The sequence below is a fragment of the Streptomyces sp. NPDC003032 genome (genome assembly GCF_053591415.1).
In genome coordinates, this window is sequence record NZ_JBSFTT010000046.1 from 29,901 (window position 1) to 48,514 (window position 18,614).

At 71.6% G+C, this 18,614-nt stretch carries 14 protein-coding genes and 2 pseudogenes; 12 read left to right on the plus strand and 4 right to left on the minus strand.

Going from position 1 to position 18,614, the window contains the following annotated elements; genetic code table 11:
* Nucleotides 1-37 precede the first annotated feature (37 nt).
* A pseudogene (locus tag ACWDZ7_RS37430) lies at nucleotides 38-237 on the plus strand (helix-turn-helix domain-containing protein); the annotation flags it as partial.
* Between the two features lie 133 nt (nucleotides 238-370).
* Here ACWDZ7_RS37430 and ctaD read toward each other — a convergent pair.
* Entirely contained in the window at nucleotides 371-2,101 is a 1,731-nt protein-coding gene (gene ctaD / locus ACWDZ7_RS37435; protein WP_451803213.1) for an aa3-type cytochrome oxidase subunit I, read from the minus strand.
* 496 nt (nucleotides 2,102-2,597) lie between these two features.
* On the opposite strand from ctaD, the gene ACWDZ7_RS37440 reads away from it, so the two are divergent.
* Nucleotides 2,598-2,813, plus strand: coding sequence for an I78 family peptidase inhibitor (locus ACWDZ7_RS37440; protein ID WP_451803214.1), 216 nt, complete (start codon nucleotides 2,598-2,600; stop codon nucleotides 2,811-2,813).
* Between the two features lie 135 nt (nucleotides 2,814-2,948).
* On the opposite strand, the gene ACWDZ7_RS37445 is transcribed toward ACWDZ7_RS37440, so the two are convergent.
* Nucleotides 2,949-3,977 (minus strand): phosphatase PAP2 family protein, encoded by a 1,029-nt coding sequence (locus ACWDZ7_RS37445; protein ID WP_451803215.1) that lies wholly within the window; start codon nucleotides 3,975-3,977, stop codon nucleotides 2,949-2,951.
* A 308-nt stretch (nucleotides 3,978-4,285) separates the two neighbouring features.
* Complete coding sequence (locus ACWDZ7_RS37450) at nucleotides 4,286-5,434, minus strand: glycosyltransferase family 39 protein (protein ID WP_451803216.1); 1,149 nt, start codon at nucleotides 5,432-5,434, stop codon at nucleotides 4,286-4,288.
* Nucleotides 5,435-5,665: 231 nt separating this feature from the next.
* On the opposite strand from ACWDZ7_RS37450, the gene ACWDZ7_RS37455 reads away from it, so the two are divergent.
* Complete coding sequence (locus tag ACWDZ7_RS37455) at nucleotides 5,666-7,291, plus strand: MFS transporter (RefSeq protein WP_451803217.1); 1,626 nt, start codon at nucleotides 5,666-5,668, stop codon at nucleotides 7,289-7,291.
* 226 nt (nucleotides 7,292-7,517) lie between these two features.
* Nucleotides 7,518-8,714 carry an acyl-CoA dehydrogenase family protein gene (locus ACWDZ7_RS37460; protein ID WP_451803218.1) on the plus strand — a complete coding sequence of 399 codons (1,197 nt, stop codon included), beginning with the start codon at nucleotides 7,518-7,520 and terminating at the stop codon, nucleotides 8,712-8,714.
* A 31-nt stretch (nucleotides 8,715-8,745) separates the two neighbouring features.
* Here ACWDZ7_RS37460 and ACWDZ7_RS37465 read toward each other — a convergent pair whose 3' ends face one another.
* Complete coding sequence (locus ACWDZ7_RS37465) at nucleotides 8,746-9,192, minus strand: cell division protein SepF (RefSeq protein ID WP_451803219.1); 447 nt, start codon at nucleotides 9,190-9,192, stop codon at nucleotides 8,746-8,748.
* A 288-nt stretch (nucleotides 9,193-9,480) separates the two neighbouring features.
* Between ACWDZ7_RS37465 and ACWDZ7_RS37470 the strand changes: the two genes are divergently transcribed.
* From ACWDZ7_RS37470 to ACWDZ7_RS37505, 8 genes and pseudogenes are all read left to right on the plus strand, one after another.
* Nucleotides 9,481-10,770, plus strand: a complete 1,290-nt coding sequence (locus ACWDZ7_RS37470) for a DUF5685 family protein (RefSeq protein WP_451803220.1) — start codon at nucleotides 9,481-9,483, stop codon at nucleotides 10,768-10,770.
* Between the two features lie 939 nt (nucleotides 10,771-11,709).
* Nucleotides 11,710-11,877, plus strand: a pseudogene (locus tag ACWDZ7_RS37475) (amino acid ABC transporter permease); the annotation flags it as partial.
* Entirely contained in the window at nucleotides 11,874-13,619 is a 1,746-nt protein-coding gene (locus ACWDZ7_RS37480; protein ID WP_451803221.1) for an FAD/NAD(P)-binding protein, read from the plus strand. The pseudogene ACWDZ7_RS37475 and the gene ACWDZ7_RS37480, both read left to right, overlap by 4 nt.
* 59 nt (nucleotides 13,620-13,678) lie before the next feature.
* Nucleotides 13,679-14,758, plus strand: coding sequence for an LLM class flavin-dependent oxidoreductase (locus tag ACWDZ7_RS37485; protein ID WP_451803222.1), 1,080 nt, complete (start codon nucleotides 13,679-13,681; stop codon nucleotides 14,756-14,758).
* The gene (locus ACWDZ7_RS37490) at nucleotides 14,755-16,056 is read left to right on the plus strand and encodes an NtaA/DmoA family FMN-dependent monooxygenase (protein WP_451803223.1); all 1,302 of its coding nucleotides are present in this window, start codon (nucleotides 14,755-14,757) and stop codon (nucleotides 16,054-16,056) included. The genes ACWDZ7_RS37485 and ACWDZ7_RS37490 overlap by 4 nt, the downstream gene beginning before the upstream one ends.
* A gap of 5 nt (nucleotides 16,057-16,061) precedes the next feature.
* On the plus strand, nucleotides 16,062-16,889 hold the full coding sequence (locus ACWDZ7_RS37495) for a DUF1684 domain-containing protein (RefSeq protein WP_451803224.1): 828 nt from the start codon (nucleotides 16,062-16,064) through the stop codon (nucleotides 16,887-16,889).
* A gap of 199 nt (nucleotides 16,890-17,088) precedes the next feature.
* Nucleotides 17,089-17,994 (plus strand): S1 family peptidase, encoded by a 906-nt coding sequence (locus ACWDZ7_RS37500; RefSeq protein ID WP_451803225.1) that lies wholly within the window; start codon nucleotides 17,089-17,091, stop codon nucleotides 17,992-17,994.
* 132 nt (nucleotides 17,995-18,126) lie between these two features.
* A partial coding sequence (locus ACWDZ7_RS37505; protein ID WP_451803228.1) for an SPFH domain-containing protein occupies nucleotides 18,127-18,614 on the plus strand: 488 nt, incomplete at its 3' end.

The window sequence follows — 18,614 nt, forward strand, 5'->3', positions numbered from 1 at the left end:
ACCGTGGCTGTCCTGAACCCGGGGCACAATCGCGTTCATGTTGGAGACCTCGGCACGACTGCTCCGCCTGCTCTCCCTGCTGCAGGCCCACCGCAGGGGGCACCTCCCACGCCCTTAAGGCAGTGGGGGCGGTCCGGCGCGGACCTCGCCGGCCGGCTCGGCGTCACCGCTCGCACGGTCCGCCGCGACGTGGACCGGCTGCGTGAGCTCGGCTACCCCGCCGGCCGACGACCTGGCCTCGTACGTCTCGTACGCCGCACAGGCCGTGGTCCGGCTCCTCGGCCGCTGGAGGAGGCCGCCCAGCGGATCGCCCCCACCGACGGCACCCCGGAGTTCGAGGTCGTGGAGCCCGCCGGACTCACCGACCGGATCAGGAACTCCCGGGACCTCCTGAGCCGGGCCCTGGACCGGGGTGCTCCGTCTGCGGATCCTCGGGGGGCCGGTCCGAGTCCCACGCCGTGAACGCGGCGTACCGCGGGTGGTGCAGGTCGAACGCCGGGGACTCGGAGCGGATCTTCGGCAGCGTGACGAAGTTGTGCCGGGGCGGCGGGCAGGACGTCGCCCACTCCAGGGAGCGGCCGAACCCCCAGGGGTCGTCGACCTCGACCTTCCGGCCGTACTTGGCGGTCTTCCAGACGTTGTAGAGGAAGGGCAGGGTGGAGAGGCCCAGCAGGAACGCCCCGATGGTCGAGACGGTGTTGAGGACCGTGAAGCCGTCCGCCGCCAGGTAGTCGGCGTAGCGGCGCGGCATGCCCTCGGCGCCCAGCCAGTGCTGGACGAGGAACGTGGTGTGGAAGCCCACGAAGAGCGTCCAGAACTGGATCTTGCCGAGCCGTTCGTCGAGCATCTTGCCGGTCAGCTTCGGCCACCAGAAGAAGAAGCCGCCGAAGGTCGCGAAGACGACGGTGCCGAAGACGACGTAGTGGAAGTGCGCGACGACGAAGTACGTGTCGGTGACGTGGAAGTCGAGCGGCGGCGAGGCGAGGATGACGCCGGTGAGACCGCCGAACAGGAAGCTCATCAGGAACCCGACCGCCCACAGCATGGGCGTCTCGAAGGACAGCGAGCCTCTGAGCATCGTGCCGGTCCAGTTGAAGAACTTCACGCCCGTCGGGACCGCGATGAGGAATGACATGAACGAGAAGAAGGGCAGCAGCACCGCGCCCGTCGCGAACATGTGGTGCGCCCAGACGACCACGGACAGACCGGTGATGGCCATCGTCGCGCCGACCAGCGTCAGATAGCCGAAGGTCGGTTTGCGGCTGAAGACCGGGATGATCTCCGTGATGATGCCGAAGAACGGCAGCGCGATGATGTAGACCTCGGGATGCCCGAAGAACCAGAAGAGGTGCTGCCACAGCAGCGCGCCCCCGTTCTCCGAGGCGAAGACGACCGAGTTGAGACGCCGGTCGGCCTCCAGGACGAGCAGCGCGGCGGCGAGCACGGGGAACGCGAGCAGCACCAGGATCGAGGTGAACAGTACGTTCCAGGTGAAGACGGGCATCCGGAACATCGTCATGCCGGGCGCGCGCATCCCGATGATGGTCGTCAGGAAGTTCACCGCGCCGAGGATCGTGCCGAACCCCGAGAGCGCGAGCCCCATGATCCACAGGTCGGCGCCGATGCCGGGCGACCGTTCCATGCTGTTGAGCGGGGCGTACGCGAACCAGCCGAAGGCGGCGGGGCCGCTCGGCACGAGCAGCGAGCCGAGCACCATCAGGCCGCCGAAGAGGAAGAGCCAGTACGAGAGCATGTTCAGCCGGGGGAAGGCGACGTCCGGCGAGCCGATCTGCAGCGGCATGATCTCGTTGGCGAAGCCCGCGAACGTCGGCGTCGCGAAGAGCAGCAGCATGATCGTGCCGTGCATGGTGAAGGCCTGGTTGAACTGCTCGTTGTTCATCAGCTGCAAGCCCGGGCGGGCCAGTTCGGCCCGCATCATCAGGGCCATCAGACCGGCGGCGAGGAAGAAGACGAACGACGTGATGAGGTAGAGGTGGCCGATCTTCTTGTGGTCCGTGGTGGTCAGCCAGGCCACGATCACCCGGCCCGGCCGCCGCTCCCGCACCGGCTCCTCGCTCGCCCGCACCGTCTCGGTCCCCATCGCCTGCCCCTTCGCCGTCGCGTCTCGGGCCGTCCGAAGCCTGCTCGAAGCTCACGCCGTGTGATGCCACGCCATGTGATGCTCGCGACGGCCATGATGCTCGCGTCGGCGCCGACTCCGACAGGGGGCGTACGCCGCTGCCGGCCGGGCGGCGCCCGGGCGGCGCCCCGGGCGCTGTGCCGGAACCATGAATTCCCTATGCGCCGTCACTTCCGGGCGTAGGGCCCGGGATTCCGAAATGCGGAGGGTTCGTAAAGGGCCGCCGAGGCTATTAGGGAGGCACTATTCAGGGGGCCGCCGAGACGGCTTCGTGCCGCCCCGAAGGCATCCGCGAATTACACCGTCACGGGCACGGAACCGCCCGTACGTGTGACGGAGTTCGAACGAAACGCACGTCGTGATCCTGTGACAGAAGCGTGACCGGAGGGGTATCCGTGACGCATGGTGTCCGGCTCCGGCCTTCCCCGGCGGTGCCGCGCCGCCTAACGTGGCGGCCATGGCACACATTCCGACCCCTCCCGCAGAGCCCCAGGACAGCCCGGACCGTTACGTGGGCCTGGCGGCCGAGGCCGCCGCGCAGCAGGCGCGCGAGCACGGCTGGTCCACCGTCAGATCGCTGCCACCGGGGACGATCATCACCATGGAGTACCTCGCGGGGCGGCTCAACTTCGAGGTCGAGGAAGGCGTCGTGACGCGCTCCTGGAAGGGCTGAGCGCCGCCGCGACACCCGCGTACGACGCGACACCGACACCCGCATACGACGAAGGCCCCGGCTCCTGTACGGAAAACCGGGGCCTTCGCCATGCGGGGGATGGGCTGTGCGTACCGGCCCCCGCTGCCGGTGGGGTCAGCCGCCCGCCACCGGGCGGGCGGACGCGGCGCCGCGCGGCACGCGGTCGGAGTGCGGCGGACGGCGGCTGCCGGCCGGGGTGACCGGGGTCCGCTCGGAGCGGGCCGTGTGCGGGCCCGGCGCGAGGTAGGCCGGGGGGCGGCCGGCGCGGGCGGCGCCGACCGGCTCACGGGCGGGCGCCGGCTCCTGCGCGGCGGGGCGCTGCGGCACCATCGCGGGGGTGCCGACGGGGGCCCCGGCGGGTCCGGGCACCGGCGCGGTACCCGTGCGGCGGGTGCGCCAGGCCTCGCGGACGCCGAAGATCACGGCCTCGACGCGGGCGATCAGCGACTCGAACCAGGGCAGCGCCAGCAGGATGAGCAGCCCCGCGGCCCAGCCGAGGAAGACGTCGCTCAGCCAGTGCGTACCGAGGTAGACGGTGGTGAGCCCGACGCTCAGGGAGACCACGGCCGACAGGGCCGACAGATAGCGGCGGGTGCGCGGGGTGGAGGCCAGATAGGCCAGGATTCCCCAGGTCACGACGGCGTTGGCGGTGTGGCCCGAGGGGAATATATCGCCGCCGAGCCACATCTCGTTCGAGCCGATCGCGGTGGCGTAGTGCGGGCCGAGGCGGCCCATGCCGAGCTTGGCCGCGCCGACCGTCACGTTGAGCAGGAGCAGGGCGGCGCCGAACATCAGCAGCGGGCGCAGCGTGTGCTGCCGCCAGGAGCGCCAGCCGAGCCAGGCCGCGACCATGACGGCGGTCGGGCCGCGCTGGCCGAGGACGACCCAGTAGTCGAGGAAGGCGTGGATCTCCGGCCACTGCTGGTAGGGCCGGAAGAACATGACCTGCCAGTCGAAGCGCACCAGCCACGAGGTGGTCAGCACGGCGACGACGATGGCCAGGTAGAACGCCAGGGTCGCGCTGAAGAGCACGACCCGGTGCCGGCTCATCCTCGGCACATCGAGGTGGGCCGGTCGTTCCGGCTCACGGTCCAGCCGGGCGAAGACCCGGTCAAGACGGGTGAGGTTTCGTTCGGTACGCACCCAATCGACGTTACAGCGAGTGAGTCTGGCACTAGGCCGAATCAGTGGCTTTGTGATGACGATGTGATGTGGGATTGATCTCAGGGCGGTGTTTATTCCGGGAATTCCTTATTCGGACGCGACTCCCTTACTCAATTCGTTGATCGTTTACGATGTCTTTTTATGGCCCTTATGAATTCGTTCACCGGGAGCTGGTGCCGAATTTCCCCGCCGATCACGCACGATCACGCACGATCACGTGCGATCGCGCGCGACTACCGATCGGTCGCGCCCGATCAGCGCGGGGTCCGGAAATGATCATGACGGGATCACGGCGGGCCCGAGCCGTGCAGCCAGAACGCCCCGTACACCGCGCTCGCCACCGCCACACCCCCCAGAACCAGCGCCGACCTGGACGTACGCAGCCGGGCCAGCGCCACCGCGATGGGCAGCAGAAGCGGGAAGGCGGGCAGCAGGAGGCGCGGCTTCGAGCCGAAGTAGCCCGCCGCGCAGAGCGCGAGCGCGACGACGACGCCGCAGTAGACGAGCAGCGGCAGCGGCTGCCCGCGCCGTACGCCGATGACATACAGCCAGACCACCAGCGCGACGCCGACGAGGAGCCCGATGCCCGCGAGGGCGCCGGGGACAGAAGTGAACTTCTCACCGATGAAACGTGCGAAGGCGTAGCCGAAGTCGAAGCCGTTGCCCCAGCCCGCCTGGACGTCGAGATAGCCGAAGAGGCCCCCTCCGGTGCGGTGGCCGACCCACAGCACATAGCCCGCGGCGCCGAGCGGGGCCAGGACCATCCCGAGGATCGCGCGCCTGTCGGCCCGCCGCTCCCGGTACATCCGGACGCCCGCCGCCACCCAGATCGCGGCGACCACCGCCGCGCCCACCGGCCGGGTCAGCCCCGCGCAGGAGGCGAGCACGCCCGCCCAGATCCAGCGCCCCCTCAGCACCATGTACAGCGACCAGGCGGCCAGCGCCGTGAACAGGGACTCGCTGTACGCCATCGACTGCACGACGCCGACCGGCAGCACCGCCCAGAGCGCGGCCGCGCAGATCCCGGCCCGGCGCCCGTACAGACGGTCGGCGATCGCGAAGATCCCCGCGGCGGCGAAGAGTGAGGCGAGCCAGCTCACCACCAGGCCCGCGTCGGCGTACGACAAGGGGCTGACCGCCGAGACGAGCCGCTCCAGCCAGGGAAGGAGCGGGAAGAACGCGAGGTTCGAGTGCACGCTGCCGTCCGGCAGCGTCACCTCCCAGCCGTAGCCGTGCTCGGCGACGCGGGTGTACCAGAGCGAGTCCCAGCGGGCGGTCAGCAGCGTGTGCGGGCTCCTGTCCGCCGCCGCGCCCCACACCGCGAGCACCGCGAGGCCCAGCGCGCGCACCCCGGCGTACACGAGGAGAGCGGGCGCGGCACGGCGCAGCGCATGGCCCGCCGGGGCCGGCGAAGGGCCTTGATCGAGATCGGTCACGGGCTCGATTATCGGCCGTGGGGGGAACCGGGCGCCCGCCCGGGGCGTGGTCCAGGGAGAGGAGGCGTGGCGCACGCCACACCGCGTCCGTGCAACCGTGAGAGGTCCGCCACGCGCCCCTCGCGTGAACTCGCGTACTCTGACGGCTCACTCGCCATAGTCCGCGCCGCCGGAGCGGGGAGTCCCCATCCCGCAGGCCGCCGATGCGAGGGATCACTGGGAGGTACGCACATGTCCGGGACGACCACGGCCGCAGCACCGCAGGGCCGTCGGGGATCCGGGGCCGGTGCCGGGGCCAATCGCTGGCTCGTGCTCGTCGTCCTCTGCGTCAGCCTGCTGCTGGTCGCCGTCGACGCCACCGTCCTGCACGTAGCCGTGCCCGCGGTCACCGAGGACCTGAGACCCGGCGCGATCGAACTGCTGTGGATCGTCGACATCTATCCACTGGTCTGCGCCTCGCTCCTCATCCTCTTCGGCACGCTCGGCGACCGCGTCGGCCGCAGACGCGTCCTCCTGCTCGGATACGCCCTCTTCGGCGTCGCCTCCGCGATAGCGGCCCTCGCCGACAGCGCGCAGGTCCTGATCGCCGCCCGGGCGCTGCTCGGCGTCGGCGGCGCGATGATCATGCCCGCGACGCTGTCGATCCTGCGCCAGGTCTTCCCCGACCGGCGCGAGCGGGCCGTCGCCATCGGCGTCTGGAGCGCGGTGGCCGCCGTCGGCGCGGCCGTCGGGCCGCTGCTCGGCGGGTTCCTCCTGGAACACTTCTGGTGGGGCTCGGTCTTCCTCATAAACATCCCGCTGATGCTGGTCAGCCTGCCGATCGGGCGCTGGCTGCTGCCCGAGTCGACCGGGGACCGCCACGGTCCGTGGGACGTGGTCGGCGCGCTGATGGCCGCGGGCGGTCTCTTCGGTCTCGTGCTCGGCGTGAAGCGGCTCGGCGGTGGCGAGTCGCCGCTCGGCGCCACGACCCTCCTCTCACTGGCCGTGGGCGGCGCCCTGCTCGCCGGCTTCGTCCGCAGGCAGCGGCGGCGCACGCATCCACTCGTCGATCTGTCGATGTTCGCGCGGCCCGCGTTCAGCACGTCCGTCGGCTGCATCGTGCTGGCCATGCTCGCCCTCGTCGGCCTGGAACTGATCGCCGCGCAGTATCTGCAACTGGTCCTCGGCCTGTCCCCGCTGGAGACCGGGCTGCGGCTGCTGCCGCTCACCATCGCCGCGATGGCCGCGGGCCTCGCCGGATCGAGGCTGCTGCACCGCTTCGGGCCGCGGCGGATGGTCTGCGCCGGCTTCTGCCTCACCGCGGCCGCCGTGGTCGTCCTCACCGGCATGGGCGGCCACGCCAACGACGGCCTGCTGCTCACCGGCTTCGTCCTGCTCGGCTTCGGCCTGGAGACCACGCTCTTCGGGGCGTACGAATCGATGCTGAGCGAGGCTCCGCAGTCCGAGGCGGGCGGCGCCGCGGCGATCGGCGAGACCTCCTACCAGCTGGGCGCGGGCATCGGTATCGCGCTGCTCGGCACGGTCATGAACGCGGCGTACGCGCCGGGGCTCTCCTCCGTGCGGGGCGTTCCGGCCGCGGACAGCGCGGCGGCGAGTCACTCGCTGGGTGAGGCGTACGAGGTCGCTGCGCGGCTCGGCGGGGACACGGGTGCGGCCCTGCGGGCCGCGGCGCGGGATTCCTTCGTGCATGGGCTGCATGTGACCCTGCTGGTCAGCGCGGGGCTGCTGCTGCTCGGGGCGGTCGCGGCGCTGAGGTTGCCCCGTGGCATGGAGTGCGGGGCGTCCGTGGCGCGCGCCGAGCAGGCGATTCCGGCGCCTCGGGACCCCGCCGGGGTGGGCGTGGAGTCTCTTCACTGAGCTCGGCGACGGCCTCCGGCCGGGGGGACATTCCCACCCGCCCGCCCTTTCAGGGCGGAAGGCCCGTCGGGTGAGAGGGGTGGCGGGGTGTTCTCGGCGGGTGGCGTGGGCTGCGGGGGTGGGGATGGCGCGGATCCGCTCTCTGGACGTGCGGGACACTGCGTCGTAACGTCAGCGCGAGCCGTAGCTAACTACCAGCGCTAGTTTTGTGCCGCCGGAGGCCCGCATGTCCGCAAGCGCCCGCACCCCTCTGCCGCCCTTCGACCCCGCCGACCCTCTCGGCATCGACGACCTCCTCGCCCCCGAGGACCTCGCGATCCGCGACACCGTCCGCTCCTGGGCCGCCGACCGGGTCCTGCCGCACATCGCCGACTGGTACGAGAAGGGTGAGCTGCCCGGCATCCGCGAGCTGGCCCGGGAGCTCGGCTCCCTGGGAGCGCTCGGCATGTCGTTGGAGGGCTACGGCTGCGCGGGCGCGAGCGCCGTCCAGTACGGGCTCGCCTGCCTGGAGCTGGAGGCCGCCGACTCCGGCATCCGTTCGCTGGTCTCCGTGCAGGGCTCCCTCGCCATGTACGCCATCCACCGCTTCGGCTCCGAGGAGCACAAGCAGCGGTGGCTGCCGGGGATGGCCGCGGGCGAGATCATCGGCTGCTTCGGTCTGACCGAGCCCGACCACGGCTCCGACCCGGCCTCCATGCGGACGTACGCGAAGAAGGACGGCGCCGACTGGCTGCTCAGCGGGCGCAAGATGTGGATCACGAACGGGTCGGTGGCCGGGGTCGCCGTCGTCTGGGCCCGGACCGACGAGGGGATCAGGGGGTTCGTCGTGCCGACGGACAGCCCCGGCTTCTCGGCGCCCGAGATCAGGCACAAGTGGTCGCTGCGGGCCAGCGTCACCAGTGAGCTGGTGATGGACGAGGTGCGGCTGCCCGCCGACGCCGTCCTGCCGGAGGTCGTCGGCCTGAAGGGCCCGCTCAGCTGTCTGTCCCACGCGCGCTACGGCATCGTCTGGGGTGCGATGGGCGCCGCCCGCTCGTCCTTCGAGGCGGCGGTGGAGTACGCGAAGACCCGCGAGCAGTTCGGCCGGCCCATCGGCGGCTTCCAGCTCACCCAGGCCAAGCTCGCCGACATGGCGGTCGAGCTGCACAAGGGCATCCTGCTCGCCCACCACCTGGGACGGCGTCTGGACGCGGGCAGGCTCCGTCCCGAGCAGGTCAGTTTCGGCAAGCTCAACAACGTACGAGAGGCGATCGAGATCTGCCGCACGTCGAGGACGATCCTGGGCGCCAACGGGATCTCGCTGGAGTACCCCGTCATGCGGCACGCGACGAACCTGGAGTCGGTGCTCACCTACGAGGGCACCGTCGAGATGCACCAGCTGGTGCTGGGCAAGGCGCTCACCGGTCTCGATGCCTTCCGGTGACCCGGCCGGGCCGCGGTGAGCGGCCTTGCCCCTAACTCTGGTTGAAGAACCCGTCCGACGGGCGGCCGGCGGCCTCGCCGCTGACGATGTGCGTGTCGGCGGGGGTGAGCAGGAAGACCCGCGTCGCCACGCGCTCGATCGAACCGCGCAGACCGAAGGTGAGACCGGCCGCGAAGTCGACCACGCGCTTGGCGTCGGTGGGCTCCATGGACGTGAGGTTCATGATGACCGGGACACCGTCCCGGAAGAGCTCCCCGATGTGGCGCGCGTCCCGGAAGCTGTCCGGAGTCACGGTCCCGATCCGGCGCTCCTGGTCCTCGGCCCTCTCGGCCGCCACCCGCGCGCGCGGGTCGGTGACCCAGGGCTCCGGCCGGGGCCCCTCGTCGCGGTCGTCTTCGTAGCCGTCGTCGTAGTAACGCTCGTCGTTGTTGTCGTCGACGAGGCCAAGCCAGGCACTCGCCTTGCGCACCGATCCCATGGACGCCTCCTCTCGCAGCGGTTTCCCTGCATCCGCACCCCTATGCTCGTCCATGATGCGGATGGTGCGCCAAGTGGATAGTCGCCGCGCGGGGTTTTCGTGACGGTACTGGTGCACAGCCAACACGCCGACGCGCGCGGTACTTCAAGGCTCGTACTGTGTACGTAGGCTGACGGACAGTGAAATATGATGGTTGACGGCGTATGGGTGACGGCGGGTACGTACGGGTGAACGGTCCTGGCTACGATGCCGGGGTTGATCAGCTTCGGGCCGCTCGGGGGAGTCGTCTTGTTCGGAATCGTCAGGCCCTGCAGCCATCGCCTCGGTGAGGGACTCAAGGCGCAGTGGATGGCGCACCTGTGCGGGCTCTGCCTCGCACTCCGTGGTGACCACGGGCAGTTCGCCCGCGTCGTCACCAACTACGACGGGCTCATCATCTCCGTTCTGACGGAGGCTCAGACCGAGCGGTCGGCGGGCGGGCGGCGTACCGCCGGGCCCTGCCCCTTGCGCGGGATGCGGACGGCCTCCGTCGCGCGGGGCGAGGGCGCGCGGCTCGCCGCCGCCGTCTCGCTGGTGCTCGCCTCGGCCAAGGTCCGTGACCATGTCGTCGACGGTGACGGGATCCTGGCGCGCAGGCCGGTGGCTCTCGCCGCGCGGCGCGTGGCCAGGAGCTGGGACAAGGCGGGCGCGCGGACCGGCTCCGAGGTCGGGTTCGACACGGCGGTCCTGGTCGACGCCGTCGAACGGCAGGCGGGTGTCGAGGCCTTGGCGGGCCCCGGCACCTCGCTGCTCGCGGTCACCGAGCCGACCGAGACCGCGACCGCCGCGGCCTTCGCGCACACCGCGGTGCTCGCCGGCCGGCCGGGCAACGCGGAGCCGCTCGCCGAGGCGGGACGGCTCTTCGGACGCCTCGCGCACCTGCTCGACGCGGTCGAGGACAGGGAAGCCGACGCGGCGTCGGGTGCGTGGAATCCGCTCACCGCCACCGGCACGTCACTGGCAGAGGCGCGCCGCCTCGCCGACGACGCGCTGCACGGCATACGCCTCGCGCTGCGCGACGCCGAATTCACCGACGGCAAGCTGGCCCACATGCTGCTCGCGCATGAGCTGCGCCGGTCGGTCGACCGTGCCTTCGGGAGCGCGTCCTGCGGGCATGGGGCACATGAGGTGACGAATCATCAGGGCGGGCCGTACGGGAACTCCGGCAGTGGGCCGTACGGGTCGCAGAATCCCTACGGAGGTGGCAATCCGTACGGAGGTGGCAATCCGTACGGAGGTGGCAATCCGTATGGAGGCGGTGCGCCCGGTGGTCCGGGCGGGGCGGGTGGTCCGGGTGGGCCCGGCGGCTTCGGTGGTGGACCCGTGTTCGAGCCCCAGCCGCCGAAGCCCGGCAAGCGCGGCTTCTGGGCGGGGTGCGCCGTCGCCATCGGGCTGTGCTGCACCTGCAAGATGTGCTGCGCCGACGAGTACGAAGGTCCCTGGTCCCGCAAGAAGCGGGAGGGCTGCTGCAACAACTGTGACTGCAACTGTGACTGCGGCTGCTGCGAGTGCTGCTCCTGCTGCGACTGCGGAGCCTAGACAGCCGTAGATGACGTCTGTCAGTCCTTGATCTCCGGCGGGCGGATCCGGGACTTGTCGATCGCCGAGCCCCGCGTGCCCCACTTCTTCAGGATGCGGCCGCCTAGTCCTTCTTGACCGAGGAGACCACGTCGGTGGTGGGGATCTCGGCGTTCGTTCCCGTGGGGGCCGCACCGCGAAGGCCGCCGGGATGCGGTGGGAACGCGTGACGGGGCGGCGATGCGGGGGCGTGCTCATGGCGTGACGGTCTCCAGCTCGGCAGGGCAGGGTGAAGCGGACGTACGAGGGGAGGGGTGTCATCGCTCGCGGCAGGCGGCGGAGCGGTGAGGTTCGCGTGTGAAGGTGAGGGCGTCAACGGCGCTCGGTGGCACGGGCGTTGAGGTGGAAGCGCTGAGAGCGCGGGGGCCGACCCGGGCGCGCCGAGCGGGCTCAGCGTGTGCGGAGTGGGCTCAGCACACGCGAAGCGGGCTCGGGTGGTGCGTGGGGCGCAGGGGGTCGGCTCAGGAGGACATCAACAAGACGCCGACCACACTCGACCGAAGTCGATGTGGGAGCGCGTGACCAGCCACTGCTGCGGATGCATGGGGCAAGTGGAACAGGCATCCGTATCCGCGTCAACTGCCGTGAGACGTAACGCTCACATCCTGGACAGCCTTGACAGCGCGCGTGAACCGCCCCGTAATCTCGGAGGCGGATCGTGCTGAGGGGCTCGGTCCGCGTTCCGTGTTCCGTGTGAAGGCGCCACCGTGCTCGATCTTCCGCATCCACGGAGCCTTCCGCATGTCCTCTTCCGGCACCGTCGCCAAAGTCGCGACCGCCCCTCCTCCCGAAGAACCGTCGGCGCCCCCCGCCTCCACGCCACGCATCGTGACCCGGCCCCGCACCGGGCAGTGGACGACCACGGCGTCCGTGCTGCGCGGCCTCGGGCTCACGCTCTGGCTGCAGGACCTGCTCCACTCCGTGCAGCTCGTCCACCACCGCACCTGCCAGGTCATCCCGCTGCTCATGGTCGCCACCATCTGGCACGTCGTGGTCACCTCGGTGCTCGGAGTCGGCCAGTGCTACGTCGAGCGGCACTACGCCCGCGGCTCGGAGCGTGCCCGATGAGGCACTCGCTGGTGATCGTCGGGGCCGGGCCGCGCGGCACCGGCATCCTGGAGCGCATCGCCGCCAACGCGCCGTCCCTCTACGGCGGACCGGGGATCGACGTACATCTCGTGGACCCCTATCCGCCGGGCGGCGGCCGCGTCTGGCGGCACGACCAGTCGCCGCTGCTGTGGATGAACTCGCAGGCCAAGGACGTCACGATGTTCACCGACGAGACGGTGGAGGTCGCGGGGCCCGTCCTGCCGGGCCCCTCCCTCGACGAGTGGTCCGGGCTCGACGGACGCACCTTCGTCAGCCGCCGAGAGCAGAGCCGGTATCTGCGCTGGGTGTACGAGAAGGCCGTGGCCGGGATGCCGCCCGGTGCCGTCGTCCACCACCACCGGCGCAGGGCGCTGCGCGTCACCGGGGAGCGCACGGGCCGCCAGGAGGTGTGGCTGGAGGGCGTCGACGCACCGCTCGCCGCCGACGCCGTCGTCCTCGCCCAGGGTCACCAGGACGCCGAACTCGACGACGAGCAGGCCGCGTTGGCGGCTTACGCCGAACGGAACGGGCTCGTGCACCTGCCGCCCGACTTCACCGCCGACATCGACCTCACGCGGCTCGCCCCCGGCGAACCTGTCATCGTGCGCGGCTTCGGACTCGCCTTCGTCGACCTGATGGTGCTGCTCACCGAGGGGCGCGGCGGACGGTACGACGGGGAGCGGTATCTGCCCTCGGGGCGCGAGCCCGTGCTGTACGTCGGCTCGCGGCGCGGCGTCCCCTACCACTCCAAGATCGGCTACGACTGGACGGGCGTACGCCCGCCCCTGCCGCGCTACTTGGGGCCCGGCGAGATCGACGGACTCCTCACCAGGACCGGCGGATTCGACTTCCGGCGGGACGTGTGGCCGCTCATCGAGAAGGAGCTGGGCTTCGCCCACTACCACCGCCTCTTCACCGCGCACCCCGAGCGCACCGGCACCGCCTGGACGGACTTCGACGAGAAGTACGAGGTCTGCGCGCCCGGCAGCCCGGAGCTGGACACCCTCGTCGCCTCCGCCGTGCCCGACCCCGCCGACCGGCTCGACCTCACCGCGCTCGACCACCCGCTGGCCGGGGTGCGCCACACCTCGTACGAAGCGCTCCAGGACGGCCTGCGCGGCCACATCGCCGCCGACCTCGCACGCCGGCACGGTCCGGAGCACAGCCCCGACCTCGCGGTCTTCCTCGGACTCCTCTCCGTCTACGGGCAGCTGACGCGGCTCGGCGACATGGGGACGTGGTGGCACGGGTTCTTCAGCTCCCTCGCGTCCGGGCCGCCGGGGCCCCGGCTGCGGCAGCTGCTCGCCCTCTCGCACGCGGGCGTGGTGCGCTTCCTCGGCGCGGAGCTGCAAGTGGCCGCCGAGGGCGGCGCGTTCCGCGCGCAGAGCCCCACGCTGCCGGGGCAGGTCACCGAGGCCCGCGCCCTCGTCGAGGCGCGGCTGCCGCAGCCCACGCTCGCCCGCACCCGCGACCCGCTGCTGCGCGCCCTGTACGCCGAAGGGGCCGCGGAAACCGGAGCGGGACTGCTCGCCGTCGACCCCGCCGACGGGCGCGTCCTCGACCGCGCGGGCGTGCCGCACCCGCGCCGCTTCGCGCTCGGCCCGCACACCGACGCGCGCGGCGCCGGCGCCTTCACCCGGCCACGCACCAACAGCCCCTCCTTCCGGCAGAACGACGCCACCGCGCGTGCCGTACTCGACCTCCTGGGAGCCGCGCGATGAACGCCAGGCCCTCTGGAAGCCGTCCGGCATCCGTTCCCAGAGAAAGGCCCCTGCTCCCGATGACCGCACCCACCGGCCGCCGCTCTCTCCACCTCGCCGCCGCCATCGACCTGCCCGGCGTCCACGGAGCCGCCCCCTACACCGAGCTGGCGCAGCTGGCCGAGCGCGGGGCCCTGGACTTCGTGACGCTCGGCGACTCCTTCGCCCGGTCCGGGCCCGACGCGCTCGCCGTGGCCGCAAGGGTCGCGCCCGGCACCGGCCGCGTCGGGCTCGTGCCGACCGTCACGACCACGCACACCGAACCGTTCCACGTGCAGGCCGCCGTGGCCACCCTCGACTGGGTCAGCCGGGGCAGGGCCGGCTGGGCCATCGACGTGTCGGCGACCGAGGCCGAGGCCCGGCTCTTCGGGCGGCGCCACGCCGCGCCCCGCGAGGAGCTGTGGCGCGAGGCCGGCGAGGTCGCCGACGTGGCCGCCCGGCTGTGGGACAGCTGGGAGGACGACGCGGAGATCCGGGACGTGCCGAGCGGCCGCTTCATCGACCGGGACAAGCTGCACCACGTCGACTTCGCCGGGAGCGCCTTCTCGGTGCGGGGCCCCTCCATCGTGCCGCGGCCCCCGCAGGGCCACCCCGTGAGAGTCGTCGACGCCACCGCCCCACCCGCCCGTGAGACCGCCGCCCGGCATGCGGACGTCGCCCTGGTGCGCGTCGCCTCCGCTCTCCAGGCCGACGCCGCGCGGGCCGAACTTCGGGGCCTCGCCGGCCGGTTCGGGCGCGACCCGGACACGCTGCGGGTGCTCGTCGCCCTCGTCGTCGACCTCGGCGGCGGTGAGTGCGCCGCCGAGCCGGGCCATGGGGGAGGGCCGCTGCCGACCGCCGAGGGCCCCGCGTACCGCGGCGGGCCCGTCGACCTGGCCGAGCTGATCGCCGACTGGTACCGCGCGGGCGCCGTCGACGGCTTCCACCTCACGCCCGTCGAGCCGCGCCGCGACCTGGAGCGGCTCGTCAACGGAACCGTCGCGCTGCTCCAGCACCGCGGCCTGTTCCGCACCTTCTATCCGGGCAGCACGCTCCGGGAACACCTGGGGCTCGCCCGCCCGGCCAACCGTTACGCCGCGCTCGCGGGGGAGCCGTCATGACACAGCGACACAAGCGGATCCATCTCGCCGCCCACTTCCCGGGCGTCAACAGCACCACCGTCTGGTCCGACCCGGACTCCCGCTCCCACATCGACTTCTCCTCCTTCGCGCACCTGGCCCGCACGGCCGAGCGCGGCCTGTTCGACTTCTTCTTCCTCGCCGAAGGGCTGCGCCTGCGCGAGCACAAGGGGCGCATCCACGACCTGGACGTCGTCGGAAGGCCCGAGTCGCTCACCGTCCTGGCCGCGCTGGCCGCCGTCACCGAGCGGCTCGGCCTCGCGGGCACCGTCAACGCGACCTTCAACGAGCCCTTCGAACTGGCCCGCAGATTCGCCTCGCTCGACCACCTCAGCGCGGGCCGCGCCGCCTGGAACATCGTCACCACCTCGGACGCCTTCACGGGCGAGAACTTCCGGCGCGGCGGCTACCTCGACCGGGCCGACCGGTACACCCGGGCCGCCGAGTTCCTGGCGACGGCGCGTGAGCTGTGGGACTCCTGGACGCCGCAGGGCCGGCCGCGTCCCTTCGTACACCACGGGGAGCACTTCACCATCGAGGGCGAGTTCACCGCCCCGCGCTCCCCGCAGGGGCACCCCGTCGTGATCCAGGCGGGGGACTCGCCCGAGGGACGGGAGTTCGCCGCGTCGGCCGCCGACGTGATCTTCACCCGGCACGGCACACTGGAGGCGGGCCGCGCCTTCTACGCCGATGTGAAGGGGCGGCTCGCGAAGTACGAGCGGGACGCCGACGACCTGTTGATCATGCCCGGGGTCACCTGCGTCCTCGGCGACACCGCGGCCGAGGCCCAGGAGAAGGCCGCCGAGATCCGCCGCAAGCAGGTCTCCCCGCAGAACGCGATCCTCGCCCTGGAGCAGGTGTGGGGCGTGGACCTCTCCTCGTACGATCCGGACGGGCCGCTGCCCGACATCGACCCGGACCCCGCCTCCGACCTGGCCCAGGGCCGCGTGAAGATCGCCGACCCCCTCGCCGTCGCCGCGAAGTGGCGGGCCCTGTCGGAGGCCAAGGGGCTCTCCATCCGCCAGACCGTCATCGAGACCACCGCCCGCCAGTCCTTCATCGGCACGCCCCGGTCGGTCGCCGAGGAGCTGGCGGAGTTCGTACGCACCGACGCCGCCGACGGCTTCATCCTCGTCCCGCACCTCACGCCCGGCGGTCTCGACGACTTCGTCGAGAAGGTGGTGCCCCTGCTCCAGGAGCGCGGCGCGTACCGCACGGAATACGAGGGCGCGACGCTGCGCTCCCACCTCGGGCTGCGCGAGCCCGTATGGAAGGGTTGATCACCATGAGCACCGAGAACGCCGAGCATGCCGAGGCCTCCGAGAACGCCGCCGCCGACGCCGTACGGGAGTGGAAGCACTGGCACGAACAGCGCACCGAGACGGTCGCCGCCCCCTACGGGCCGCTCGCTCTCACCGGCACGCACTGGCTCGCGGACCATCCGGATGGTTCGATCCCGGACATCCCGGGACGGTGGGCCGAGACCCCCGACGCGGTCGTCCTGACCGCCCGCGCCGAGGACGGTCTGACCGTCGACGGACAGCCCCTGACCGGCGAGGCCCGGCTGGGCGCCGACAGCGGCCCGGCCGCCGCCCGCGTCGCGCACGGCGAGCGCAGGCTCGTCGTCATCCGGCGCGAAGGGCTCTGGGCGGTACGCGACTTCGACCCGGACGCCGCCACGCGCCACGCCTTCAAGGGCATCGACGCCACCTCGTACGACGCGCGCTGGGCCGTGCCCGGACGCTTCACGCCGTACGGCGAGGACCGCACCGTCACGGTCGGCAACGCGGACGGCAAGGAGCGCGGCCTCGGCCTCGGCGGTGCGCTCTCCTTCCGCCTCGGGGGAGTCGAGCACACCCTCCAGGTGAGCGTCGAGGCCGATGGCTCGCTCTGGGCCGTTTTCGCGGACGCCACCAGCGGCACGTCCAGCTACCGCTTCCGGTTCCTGCGGCCCGCCGCGCCCGACGCCGAAGGGCGCACCACGGTCGACTTCAACCGCGCGCTGCTGCCCCCGTGCGCCTTCGCCGACCACTTCATCTGCCCCTTCCCGCCGCCCGGCAACACCCTGGTCACGGGGATCGCGGCGGGAGAGCGGAACCTCATCGGCCGCTGACGCGGCGTCAGGGGGAGACGGAACGACGGCCGGTCGACGGCCGAAAGGAGCCCTTGTGCGGCCGGTCCTCGCCCCCCAATACTCCCGAGCAGCGCTTGTCAGGGGCACGGCGTATCCGGAATCCGGGCCTGCTCTTTGGCTGCGCCTCACGGGTCCTCAACCCACGCGGACCCACTGACTTCCCTCGGGAGGGAACAACGTGAGGATCAAGCGCACCATCCCCCACGCCGGTACGGCGAGACGTACCCGTCTGCTCGCCGTGGCCACCGGGCTCGTCGCCGCCGGAGCGCTCGCCGTGCCCGCGGCCAACGCGCAGGACGGCATGGCGGCCTTCAGCGCCTCGCAGCTCGAACAGGCCAGTGACGCCGTGCTCGACGCCGATGTCGCGGGCACCGCCTGGGGCGTCGACCCGAAGACCAAGCAGGTCGTCGTCACCGCCGACAGCACGGTCTCCAAGGCCGAGATCGCCGAGATAAAGGCGGCCGCCGGGTCCAACGCGGACGCGCTGAAGATCCAGCGCACCCCGGGCAAGTTCCAGAAGTACATATCCGGCGGCGACGCCATCTACGCGAGCAACTGGCGCTGTTCGCTCGGCTTCAACGTGCGCAACAGCGCGGGCACCTACTTCTTCCTGACCGCCGGTCACTGCACCGACGGCGCGACGACGTGGTGGGCCAACGCGGCGAGGACCACCGTGCTCGGCACCACGTCGGGATCCAGCTTCCCGACGAACGACTACGGCATCGTCCGTTACACCAACGACTCGATCACCAAGTCCGGCACCGTGGGCAGCCAGGACATCACGCGCGCCGCCGATCCCACGGTCGGGCAGAACGTCACCCGGCGCGGCTCCACCACCGGCACGCACAGCGGCCGGGTCACCGCGCTGAACCAGACCGTCAACTACGGCGGCGGCGACGTCGTCTACGGCATGATCAGGACCACGGTCTGCGCCGAGCCCGGCGACAGCGGCGGCCCGCTGTACTCCGGCACCACGGCGCTCGGTCTGACCTCCGGCGGCAGCGGCAACTGCTCGTCCGGCGGCACGACCTTCTTCCAGCCGGTCACCGAGGCGCTGCGCGCGTACAGCGTCAGCGTCTACTGAGGACCGCGTACATAAGTCACAGCAGGATGAGCCCCCGCCCGGCTTCCGGGCGGGGGCTCGCCCTCTTCCAGGGGGCGAGCTACCTTCGAAGTGGACGCCCAACACGCCCACTTCGGATCCTGGGGGGCCGGCATGGTCGAGGAGCTGGTGGCGGCGGGAGTGACCGCGGGGTCTGCCGGAGCGGTCTATGTGCTGGCGGCGGCGCGCGTCGTCAAGCAGTACGAGCGGGGTGTGGTGCTGCGGCTCGGGAAGCTGCAGCGCGCGGTGCGCGGCCCGGGGTTCACCATGATCGTGCCCTTCGTGGACCGGCTCCGTAAGGTCAACATGCAGATCGTGACGATGCCGGTGCCCGCGCAGGACGGCATCACGCGCGACAACGTCACGGTCCGGGTCGACGCGGTCATCTACTTCAAGGTCGTCGACGCCGCCGAGGCCGTCGTGCAGGTGGAGGACTACCGCTTCGCCGTCTCGCAGATGGCGCAGACGTCCCTGCGCTCCATCATCGGCAAGAGCGACCTCGACGACCTGCTCTCCAACCGCGAGAAGCTCAACCAGGGCCTGGAGCTGATGATCGACAGCCCGGCCATCGGCTGGGGCGTGCAGATCGACCGGGTCGAGAT